Genomic DNA, 10,913 nt, shown 5'->3' on the forward strand with positions numbered 1-10,913 from the left:
AACAAGCCCGAGATCTACTGGAACATGCTGCAGACCGCCGAGCAGGTGGCCAAGCGCTACGGCATCGGCCGCGATGCCATGGACGAGTACGGTGCAGCGAGTCAGCAACGTGCCACCGCCGCGCTGGAAGCGGGTCTCTTCAAGGCCGAGATCGCGCCCATCACCGTGACCGCCGGCGTGGCCGACAAGGTCATGGGATTGACAACGAAACAAGTGACGGTGGAGAACGACGAAGGCATCCGCGCCGGCACCACCTTTGAAGGCATTCACGGCCTGCGCTCGGCGCTGCCGGGCGGTCTGGTCTCGGCCGGCAACGCCAGCCAGTTCAGCGACGGCGGCGGCGCCTGCGTGCTCATGAACGAAACCATGGCCGAGAAGCGCGGCTTGACCCCGCTGGGCCGTTTCCTCGGCTTTGCGGTGGCGGGTTGCGAGCCTGATGAGATGGGCATCGGCCCGGTGTTCGCCATCCCCAAGGTGCTCGCGCGCCTGGGCCTGAAGGTGAGCGACATCGACCTGTGGGAACTCAACGAAGCCTTCGCGGTGCAGGTGATCTACTGCCGCGACAAGCTGGGCATCCCGGGTGACAAGCTCAACGTCAATGGCGGCGCGATTGCAGTGGGCCACCCCTACGGCGTGTCGGGCCAGCGCCTGACCGGCCACGCGCTGATCGAAGGCAAGCGCCGCGGCGCCAAGCGCGTCTGCGTGACGATGTGCATCGGCGGCGGCATGGGCGCTGCGGGTGTGTTCGAAGTTCTCTGACACCGGGGCGCACCATGACTTTGCGCCCGACCGTCGACTTCCTGCTGCACGACTGGCTGCACGTCGAGACGCTGCAGGAACGCGTGCGTTTTGCGGACCACAGCCGCGAAACGTTTGACGCGGTGCTCGACACCTGCGAACGCATCGCGCGCGAGAAGTACGCACCGTTCAACCGGCTGGTGGACACGCAGGAGCCGCATTTCGACGGTGAGCGCGTGATCCTGCCGCAGGCCACCCACGATGCGCAGAAGGCCTACGCGGCCAGCGGCATGCTCAGTGCCGCGCAAGACTACGAAGTGGGGGGCATGCAGCTGCCCTACACGGTGGAGGCCGCGGCCAACGCGTTCTTTGCCATGGCCTCGGTCAGCATCGGCAGCGGCATGCTCACCACCGGCAACGCCAACCTGCTCATGGTGCATGGCACCGAGGCGCAGAAACAGGTGTTTGCGCTCAACGAGTTCAGCGGTCGTTTCTCGGGGACCATGTGTTTGTCGGAACCGCAAGCCGGTTCGTCACTCAGCGACGTGTCCACCCGCGCCGTGCCCGATGGTGCCGACTTCGCGGACGATCCACTCGGCCCGCGCTACCGCCTCAAGGGCAACAAGATGTGGATCTCGGCCGGCGAGCACGAGCTGACCGAAAACATCATCCACCTGGTGCTGGCCAAGATCCCTGATGAGAACGGCAAGCTCGTGCCGGGCACACGCGGCATTTCGCTCTTCATCGTGCCCAAGAAAATGGTGAACACCGCCGGAGAGTTGACCGGTGAGCGCAACGACGTGGCGCTGGCCGGACTCAACCACAAGTGCGGCTGGCGCGGCACCACCAACACGCTGCTCAACTTCGGCGAAGGCAAATACCCGGTGGGTGGTGAGGCCGGCGCCGTGGGCTACCTCGTGGGCCAGGCGGGCAAGGGCCTGCACTGCATGTTCCACATGATGAACGAGGCTCGCATCGGCGTGGGCATGGCCGCCACCATGCTGGGCATGGCGGGTTACCTCGCCAGTCTGGACTACGCGAAGAACCGCCCGCAAGGCCGCCCCATGGGGCCAGCCGGCAAAGACCCGGCGCAGCCGCCGGTGCGCATCATCGAACACGCCGACGTGAAGCGCATGCTGCTCGCGCAAAAGTCGTATTGCGAAGGCGCGCTCGCGCTGGAGCTGTATTGCGCACGCCTGGTGGACGAACAGCACACGGCCGATGCGGCAGCGGCAGACGATGCCCGTTTGCTGCTCGAAGTGCTCACCCCCATTGCGAAAAGCTGGCCGAGCGAGTGGTGCCTGGAAGCCAACAGCCTGGCGATCCAGATCCACGGTGGCTACGGCTACACGCGCGATTTCCCGGTGGAGCAGTACTGGCGCGACAACCGCCTGAACATGATCCACGAGGGAACACACGGCATCCAGGCCATGGACCTGCTGGGGCGCAAGGTGCTGATGGAAGGCGGCAAGGGCCTCACGTTGCTGGCGGGACGCATCAACGACACGATCCAGCGCGCCATCCACGTGCCCGAATTTGCGGCCCACGCCAACGCACTGGGCCAGGCGCTTGCCCAGGTGGGTGCTGCCACCAAGGCCGCCTGGGCCACCGGCGAGCCCACCGACGCGTTGGCCAACGCCGTGCCGTATTTGCAGGCCTTTGGCCACACTGTGCTGGCCTGGGTGTGGCTGGACGTGGCGCTGGCCGCGCACGCGGCGCCCGAGTCGAACGCACGCACTGGCCGGCTGGCCGCAATGCGCTTCTTTTTCCACTACGAGCTGCCCAAGATCGGCGCCTGGCTGCAGGTGGTGAGCAGCCGCGACCAGACCTGTGCAGCCCTGTCCGAAGAGGCGTTTTGATGTTGCACCACATCGTCATGTGGAAGATCAAGGACCTGGGCGCCGAGGGCGACAAGGCCACGAATGTCGCGAAGGCCAAGGCCTTGCTCGACGCCTGCGCGCAGCTGGTGCCCGGCATCACGCGCTTCGAGGTGGCCACGGCCCAGCCTGGGCTGGAGGGCACCTGCGACCTCGTGCTCAACAGCACGTTTGCCGATCGTGCCGCGCTGGCGGCTTACCAGACACATCCGTCGCACGTGGCGTTGAAACCGTTCATGAGAAAAGTGGTTCTCGAACGTCAATGCATGGACTACGAGACCTGAGCGCCGGATACGGTGCCCCCACCTAAACCCTCCCCCAGCGGGGGAGGGAGCCTAAATAACCAGGAGACATCCACATGACAAGAACCATCCCCCAACTCTTCGACCTCAAAGGCAAGACCGCCCTCATCACCGGTGGCTCGCGCGGCCTGGGCCTGCAGATGGCCCATGCGCTGGGTGAAGCCGGCGCGCGCGTGCTGGTCAGTTCGCGCAAGGCCGAAGACCTGGAAGCTGCCACGGCCGAGCTGAAGGCCGCCGGTATCGACGCGAGCTGGATCGCGGCCGACTGCTCGAAAGAAGAAGACATCCAGCGCCTGGCCGATGAAAGCCTGCAGCGCCTGGGTGCCATCGACATCCTGGTGAACAACGCGGGTGCGGCCTGGGGCGCGCCCGCCGAAGACCACCCGGTGGAGGCCTGGGACAAGGTGATGAACCTCAACGTGCGCAGCTATTTCATCCTGAGCCAGATTCTGGCCAAGCGCTGCATGATCGAGCGCAAGAGCGGCCGCATCATCAACACCGCGTCCATCGCCGGCCTGGGTGGCAACCCCTCGGGCATGAACACCATCGCTTACAACACCAGCAAGGGCGCGGTGATCAACTTCACCCGTGCGCTGGCCGCCGAGTGGGGCAAGTACGGCATCACGGTGAACGCGATCTGCCCGGGTTTTTTCCCGAGCAGGATGACGGTGGGCACGCTCAAGGCCATGGGCGAAGAGAAGCTGGCCTCGCACGCCCCGCTGCGCCGCCTGGGGGACGACGAAGACCTGAAGGGCCTGACCGTGCTGTACGCATCGGACGCCGGCAAACACATCACCGGCCAGTGGCTGGCGGTGGATGGTGGCGTCAGCGTGGTCACCGGCGGTTGAGCATGGAATTTTCCGTCCGCATCCCCTTCGTCGAACTGCTCGGCTTTGAACTCCAGAAGTTCGAAGGCGGGGAAGCGGAGATCGCCTTCAAGCCTTCCGATGACCACCTGAATTCCTTCGATGTGGTGCACGGCGGCGCCAGCATGACGCTGCTTGACGTGGTGATGGCGCACGCGGCCCGTTCGGTCGAGGCCGACATGGGCTGCGTCACCATCGAGATGAAGACCAGTTTCATGCGTGCAGCCAAGGGGCCGCTCACCGCCAAAGGCAAGCTGCTGCACCGAACCGCCACCATGGCCTTCACCGAGGGCAGCATTTTTGACGCGGCGGGCAAGCTCTGCGCACACGCCACCGGCACCTTCAAGTTTGTGGCCCGGCTGCCCGTCGGACCTGGAAGCACACAGGCTTTCAACCGCATCTCGACCGACTGATTTCACCGACTGACTTTCTCAGGAGACACACATGCCCACCAACCACCAGATCGTGCTCGACAACCGCCCGCAAGGCGAAGCCACCGTCGACAACTTCAAGCTCGTCACCACCGACACCGCTGCCCTCAAGGACGGCCATGTGCTGGTGCGCCACCACTTCCTCAGCCTCGACCCCTACATGCGAGGCCGCATGAACGACAGCAAGAGCTACGCGGCTTCGCAGGCACTCGGCGAGGTCATGATCGGCGGCACCGTGGGCGAGGTGGTCGAGTCCATGCATCCCAAGTTCAAGGCCGGCGACCAGGTCGTGGGCATGGGTGGCTGGCAGGAATACAGCGTGGTTGACGCCAACCAGGTCGGCGCCCTGCGCAAGGTCGACACCACGCACGTGCCGCTGTCCTACTACCTGGGTGCGGTCGGCATGCCCGGCGTGACCGCCTGGTACGGGCTGGTGAAGCTCATCAACCCCAAGGCGGGTGACACGGTGGTGGTGAGTGCTGCCACCGGCGCCGTGGGCAGCGCCTTCGGCGCGCTGGCCAAGGCGCGCGGCTGCCGCGCAGTGGGCATTGCCGGTGGCCCCGACAAGTGCAAGTACGCGGTGGAAGAACTCGGTTTCGACGCCTGCATCGACTACAAGCTGCACAAGGACGCGTACTCCCTGGCCAAGGCTTTGAAAGACGTTTGCCCCAAGGGTATCGACGGCTACTTTGAAAACGTCGGTGGCATGGTGCTCGACGCGGTGCTGTTGCGCATGAACGCCTTTGGCCGCATCGCCGTGTGCGGAATGATCGCCGGCTACGACGGCCAACCACTGCCGCTGGCCAACCCCGCACTGATTCTGGTGAACCGCCTGAAGATCGAAGGCTTCATCGTCAGCGAGCACATGGAGGTCTGGCCTGAAGCCCTCACCGAACTCGGCACTCTCGTGGCCACCGGCAAGCTGCGCCCGCGCGAAACCGTGGCGCAGGGTCTGGCAGCCGCGCCCGAAGCCTTCATGGGTTTGCTGAAAGGCAAAAACTTCGGCAAGCAACTCGTCAAGCTGGTCTGACGCGAACGCAGCCATGGACACGGCCAGCCCGCGCGGCGAGGAGTTCCGGCAGGACCTGCGCGTCCCCGGGGCGCGCAACGTGGAAGCCCGGCGGCTGCTGACCTCCGCCGAGCTGGCCCCATTGACCACGCTGTCCGTTCCCCGCACCTGGTTGGCGCTGGTGCAGACCTTCGGCCTGATCGCCGCCGCCATGGCGCTGGCGATGGCCACCTGGCCGAGCCCCTGGATGTTGCTCAGCGTGGTGCTGATCGGCATCGCGCAGCACGCGATCTTCATCCTGGTGCACGAGGCGGCGCACTACCGCCTGTTTGCCGCGCGCTGGGCCAACGACGGTCTGGGCCGGCTGATGGGCATGGCCGCGGGGCTGTCCATGTGCACCTACCGCGTCACGCACCGGCTGCACCACAACAACCTCTACACCGAGGAAGACCCCGACACCGCCATCCACGGCGGTTACCCGCGTGGCCGTGTCTATCTGCTCAAGAAGCTCGGGCAAGACCTGATCGGCCTCAACGCGTGGAAGACCTACGCCTATTTCTTTGGCGCGCCCGCGATCAATGAAGACACGAAGCGCGAGATCCGCCCGCTGGACGACACCTCGCCCTCCTTGCGGGCCGCTGCGCGGCAAGACCGCTGGTTCGTCGTCGGCTTTCATCTGGCGGCACCGCTGATCGCATCGGTGCTGGGTGGGTCAACCGGTCTGTGGATGTACGCGGTGCTCTGGCTGTTGCCTTTGGTAACAGTGCTGCAACCCATCCTGCGTCTGCGCGCCATTTGTGAACACGGTGCCGTGAGCGACCTGTCTTCACCGTTGACCGCCGCGCGCTGCAACCGCACCTGGGGTGGCGTGCTGAACTGGCTGGGCCGGTTGGTGTTGTTCCCGCATCACGTGAACCACCACCTGGAACACCACCTGTACCCCGCCGTGCCGCACTACCACCTGCCGCGCCTGCACCAGCTGCTGAAGGAAAAGGGCGCGCTGGACGCCGCCGAGGTGCGCGACCTGGCCGACACCTGGACGTTGATCTTTGCTGCGAGGAGGCGCCGCCATGAATCCCACGCATGAAGTGTTCAACCAGCCCGAGCCGCTGGTCAATGTGAACCTGTTTGCCACCAACCGGGCCATGCAGGCAGCGCTGCAGTTCAACGCGCCCGCGCTGGACACGGCGCCGCTGCACGCGCTCGGCGCTGTGGTGGGCAGCGGCGAGATGCAGGCGCATGCGCGGCTGGCCAACGTGCACACGCCGCAGCTCAAGACGCACAACCGGTTTGGCCAGCGGGTGGACCAGGTGGAGTTTCATCCGAGCTATCACGCCCTCATGTCTGCCGCAGTCGAGGCGGGACTGCATGGCACGGCCTTTTCAGCCGAGCAGCAGGCCACCGGCCACGCGCACCAGCTGCGCGCCGCCGGCTTCATGCTCTTCACCGAGCTCGAGCCCTCCATCCTGTGCCCCATCTCCATGAGCTACGCGGTGGCCCCCGCGCTCAAGGACAACCCCGCGATCTACCAGGACTGGGAGCGCGGCCTCACCAGCCGCGCCTACGACCCGGCGCTCAAGGTCTGGCGCGACAAGGTCGGCCTGACCATGGGCATGGGCATGACCGAGAAGCAGGGCGGCTCCGACGTGCGCGCCAACACCACGCGCGCCGAACCCGCCGGCAGCGACGCCTGGGGCCAGCGCTTCAGCGTCACCGGCCACAAGTGGTTTTTCTCCGCGCCCATGTGCGACGCCTTCCTGATCCTGGCGCAAACCGCCAACGGTCTGAGCTGCCTCTTTTTGCCGCGCGTGTTGCCCGACGGTTCCATGAACCAGCTCTTCATCCAGCGCCTGAAAGACAAGCTGGGCAACAAGGCCAATGCGAGTTCCGAGGTGGAGTTCGTCGGTGCCAGCGCCTGGCTGGTGGGTGAGGAGGGCCGGGGCATCCCGCAGATCCTGGCCATGGGCACCATGACGCGGCTGGACTGTGCCCTGGGCACCAGCGGCCTGATGCGCCAGGCGTTGAGCATTGCGCTCAACCACACGTCTCAGCGCAAGGCCTTCGGCAAAACACTCATCGACCAGCCGCTGATGAAAAACGTGCTGGCTGATCTGGCGCTCGAATCGGAAGCCGCGACCGCGCTCGCCCTTCGCCTGGCGCGCAGCTTCGACCGCACCGGCGACGCCCACGAGCAGGTGATGAACCGCCTGCTCACACCCGTGGCCAAGTTCTGGATCTGCAAACGCGGCAGCCACTTCGCCCAGGAAGCCATGGAGTGCCTGGGCGGCAACGGTTATGTGGAGGAGGGTGGTGAAGGCGTGATGGCGCGCATCTACCGCGAGATGCCGCTCAACAGCATCTGGGAAGGCGCGGGCAACATCATGGCCATCGACCTGCTGCGCGCCCTGCGCAAGGCCGATGCCGCCGCCGCGCTGGCGCATGAGCTGGCCCCGGCCAAAGGCATGCACCCAGCGCTGGACCGGCTTGCCGCGCAACTGCCCATTCGCGTGGAAGAAATGGCCAGCGAAATGGAAGCGCGCCGCCTCGCGCAAGACGTGGCGCTGGCCGTGCAGGCCGCTCTGCTCGCGCAGACGGCACCCAGCGCCGTGTTCAGCGCCTTCTGCGATTCGCGCATCGGCGGCGAGTGGGGCCACAGCTTCGGCTCGCTGGGCGCCGGCGTCGATTTCGACACCATCATTCAGCGGGCGATGCCGCGCTGAAAAACGACTCTGGAGACCTCATGTCCGACCTCATCCTGCACCACTACCCCACGTCCCCGTTTTCCGAAAAAGTGCGCCTGATCCTGGGCCACAAGCAGCTCAGCTGGCAGAGCGTGAACATCCCGCGCATCATGCCCAAGCCCGACGTGCTGGCACTCACCGGCGGATACCGCCGCACGCCGTTTCTGCAGATCGGTGCCGACATCTATTGCGACACCGCGCTCATCTGCGATGTGCTGGAACACATCCAGCCCGAACCCACGCTCTACCCCGAGCACCTCAAGGGCATGGCGCGCGTGCTGGCGCAATGGGCCGACAGCACACTGTTCTGGGCCGCCATGGGATACAACCTCAGCCCCAAGGGCGCGGCTGCGCTGTTCGCCGGGCAGCCGCCCGAAGCCGCCCAGGCCTTCGCGGCCGACCGTGGCGCGATGCGAACCGGCATGACCAGCCTGCGCCCCGGCGACGCCACTGCGGCCTACAAAAGCTACCTGCGCCGCCTCTCGACCATGGTCGACATGCACCCCTTCCTGCTCGGTGAGGCACCCTGCGTGGCCGACTTCGCGGCCTACCACCCGCTGTGGTTCAGCCGCGTGGTCAACCCTGCCATGGCCGGCATCCTGGAGGCCACGCCCAACGTCGTTGAATGGATGGACCGCATGGCCGCCATCGGCCACGGCCACTTGAGCAAGCTCACGTCCACCGAAGCCATTGCCATCGCCGCCGCCGCCCAGCCCGCCCCACACACCGACGACACGTTTCAAGACGACCACGGCATCGCGCTGGGCAGTCGCGTGACCATCAGCGCCGAGACCTTTGGCCAGGAGCCCACCGAAGGCATCCTGCGCGCGGCCACCCGCACCCGCTACACGCTGGAGCGCACCGACGAGCGCGCGGGGCTGCTGCACGTGCACTTTCCGCGCATCGGTTTTGTGCTGAGGGAAGTGCGCGCTTGAGACCCGAAGGACCCACGCACTGGCGCTGCCTGCCGTTTGATGCGATGTCTGCCCGCACGCTTTACCGCCTGCTGCAGCTGCGCACGGAGGTATTTGTGGTGGAGCAGCGCTGCGTGTTCCAGGACATGGACGGTGCCGACGCCCAGTGCATGCACGTGCTGGCCGAGTCCGTCGAGCCCGAAGGTGTCGAACTGATGGCCTGTGCACGTCTGGTGCCTGCGGGACTGAAGTACGCCGAGGCCAGCATCGGCCGCGTGGTGACGAATCCGGCCACACGGGGCAGTGGCATCGGCCACGCCTTGATCCGCCAGTCGGTGCACATGTTGCACGGCCTGTGGGGCGTGCAACCCATCCGCATCGGCGCGCAGGCGCACCTGCAAGCTTTTTACGCGCAACACGGGTTCCAGCCCGATGGGCCGATCTACATCGAGGACGGCATCGACCACATCGAGATGGTCCGGGCCCGATGACATTTTTCCAACTCAGGAGACAACCATGATTCAGGATTTCAAAGGCAAAACAGCGGTGCTCACCGGTGCGGGCTCGGGCTTCGGCCTGGAGTGCGCGCGCATCGGCGCAAAGCTCGGCATGAACCTCGTGCTGGTCGACGTGCAGCAGGACGCACTGGACAAGGCCACGGCCGAGATCGAGGCCACCGGTGCGAAGGTGCTCTCGCGCAAGGTCGATGTGTCGAGCAACGAGCAAATGGAAGCCCTCGCCGCCGACGTGGAAAAGACCTTCGGCGCGCCGCACTTTGTCTTCAACAACGCGGGCGTGGGCTCGGGCGGCCTGATCTGGGAAAACTCGGTGAAGGACTGGGAGTGGGTGCTGGGCGTGAACCTCTGGGGCGTGGTGCACGGCGTGCGTCTGTTCACGCCCATGATGCTGGCCGCAGCGAAGAAAGACCCGGCCTGGCGCGGCCACATCGTGAACACCGCCAGCATGGCCGGCCTGCTCACACCGCCCAACATGGGCATCTACAACGTGAGCAAACACGCTGTGGTGAGCCTCACCGAAACGCTCTACCAGGACCTGAAGCTGGTGAGCGACCAGGTGAGCGCGAGCGTGCTCTGCCCGTACTTCGTGCCCACCGGCATCAGCCAGAGCCACCGCAACCGCCCGGCCGGGCTGGCCGACGAGAAGGCCACGCAGAGCCAGCTGATCGGCCAGGCCATGAGCGACAAGGCGGTGAGCTCGGGCAAGATCACCGCCGCGCAAGTGGCACAGCTGGTGTTCGACGCCATCACCGCCGACCAGTTCTACATCTTCAGCCACCCGCGTGCGCTGGGCAATGTGCGCGCGCGCATGGAAGGCATCGTGAACATCACCAACCCGGCCGATCCATTCCATGAGCGGCCGGAGATTGGTGTGGCTTTGCGCGCAGCGCTGCGCCAGACATGAACTGAACTGAACTGAACTGGCGGGCGCCCCTGATTCGTCAGGCGCTGTCTTGTGCTGCCGGGTGCGCGGCCGCCTTCTTCACCTGATTCCCCAGCACCAGCGCGCGCCCGGCAAACATGCCCCCGGCGGCTTCCAGGTCCATGCGCTCCGCGTCGCGCCGGCGCAGGTGCTCCATCACCTCGTTCGCTTCTTCTTCGGCCGCACCCAGGGTGAGCACGGCCTCGCGGCCCATGGCCATGGCGGACTCGAAGGTCTCGCGCACGAGGTAGTCCACGTCGGCCTTGCGCAGTTCGAGCACGTGTTCGCGGTCGAACGCGCGCACCAGCAGTTGTGCGTGCGGGAACTCGGTCCTGGCCAGTTCGGCGATGCGCGTGGCGGCAGCCTTGTTGTCCAGACACACCAGGATGGCGCTGGCCGAGTGCGCGCCGGCGGCGTGCAGCACATCGGCGCGGCAGCCGTCGCCGTAGTAGACCTTGAAGCCGTAGGCTTCGGCGTCGCGGATCATCTGCACGTTGTTGTCGATGATGGTGATGCTCGCGCCGCGCGCGATCACGCCCTGGCTGGCGATCTGGCCGAAGCGGCCGAAGCCGATCACCAGCACGCTGGCGGCCTG

Annotated in this window: 12 protein-coding genes; 11 read left to right on the forward strand and 1 reads right to left on the reverse strand. The window is 66.0% G+C overall.

The annotated features are described in order from the left end of the window. The 11 genes from Q0C59_RS15980 to Q0C59_RS16030 all read left to right on the forward strand — a co-directional run. Window positions 1-759: acetyl-CoA C-acyltransferase (locus Q0C59_RS15980; protein WP_291217295.1), on the forward strand; the 759-nt coding region annotated here is incomplete at its 5' end. 14 nt (window positions 760-773) lie between these two features. Next, entirely contained in the window at window positions 774-2,597 is a 1,824-nt protein-coding gene (locus Q0C59_RS15985; protein ID WP_291217297.1) for an acyl-CoA dehydrogenase, read from the forward strand. Then, window positions 2,597-2,899, forward strand: a complete 303-nt coding sequence (locus Q0C59_RS15990; RefSeq protein WP_291217301.1) for a Dabb family protein — start codon at window positions 2,597-2,599, stop codon at window positions 2,897-2,899. The genes Q0C59_RS15985 and Q0C59_RS15990 overlap by 1 nt, the downstream gene beginning before the upstream one ends. Before the next feature lie 74 nt (window positions 2,900-2,973). Beyond that, a complete protein-coding gene (locus tag Q0C59_RS15995) occupies window positions 2,974-3,765 on the forward strand; it encodes an SDR family oxidoreductase (protein ID WP_291217303.1) in 792 nt (263 codons plus the stop codon). Window positions 3,766-3,767: 2 nt separating this feature from the next. Next, window positions 3,768-4,196, forward strand: coding sequence for a PaaI family thioesterase (locus Q0C59_RS16000; protein WP_291217304.1), 429 nt, complete (start codon window positions 3,768-3,770; stop codon window positions 4,194-4,196). A gap of 31 nt (window positions 4,197-4,227) precedes the next feature. Beyond that, a complete protein-coding gene (locus Q0C59_RS16005) occupies window positions 4,228-5,244 on the forward strand; it encodes an NADP-dependent oxidoreductase (RefSeq protein WP_291217307.1) in 1,017 nt (338 codons plus the stop codon). Window positions 5,245-5,257: 13 nt separating this feature from the next. Next, window positions 5,258-6,310 carry a fatty acid desaturase gene (locus tag Q0C59_RS16010; RefSeq protein ID WP_291217309.1) on the forward strand — a complete coding sequence of 351 codons (1,053 nt, stop codon included), beginning with the start codon at window positions 5,258-5,260 and terminating at the stop codon, window positions 6,308-6,310. Then, a complete protein-coding gene (locus tag Q0C59_RS16015; protein ID WP_291217311.1) occupies window positions 6,294-7,943 on the forward strand; it encodes an isovaleryl-CoA dehydrogenase in 1,650 nt (549 codons plus the stop codon). Before Q0C59_RS16010 ends, Q0C59_RS16015 begins: the two co-directional genes overlap by 17 nt. A 20-nt stretch (window positions 7,944-7,963) precedes the next feature. Beyond that, window positions 7,964-8,899 (forward strand): glutathione S-transferase family protein, encoded by a 936-nt coding sequence (locus tag Q0C59_RS16020; RefSeq protein WP_291217313.1) that lies wholly within the window; start codon window positions 7,964-7,966, stop codon window positions 8,897-8,899. Beyond that, window positions 8,896-9,369, forward strand: coding sequence for a GNAT family N-acetyltransferase (locus Q0C59_RS16025; protein ID WP_291217316.1), 474 nt, complete (start codon window positions 8,896-8,898; stop codon window positions 9,367-9,369). The genes Q0C59_RS16020 and Q0C59_RS16025 overlap by 4 nt, the downstream gene beginning before the upstream one ends. A gap of 25 nt (window positions 9,370-9,394) precedes the next feature. Further along, a complete protein-coding gene (locus Q0C59_RS16030) occupies window positions 9,395-10,300 on the forward strand; it encodes an SDR family oxidoreductase (RefSeq protein ID WP_291217318.1) in 906 nt (301 codons plus the stop codon). 37 nt (window positions 10,301-10,337) lie between these two features. On the opposite strand, the gene Q0C59_RS16035 is transcribed toward Q0C59_RS16030, so the two are convergent. Continuing rightward, on the reverse strand, window positions 10,338-10,913 hold a 576-nt coding region (locus Q0C59_RS16035), incomplete at its 5' end, for an NAD-binding protein (protein WP_291217320.1).

The organism is Hydrogenophaga sp. (assembly GCF_022844385.1).
Taxonomy (GTDB): Bacteria; Pseudomonadota; Gammaproteobacteria; order Burkholderiales; family Burkholderiaceae_C; genus Hydrogenophaga.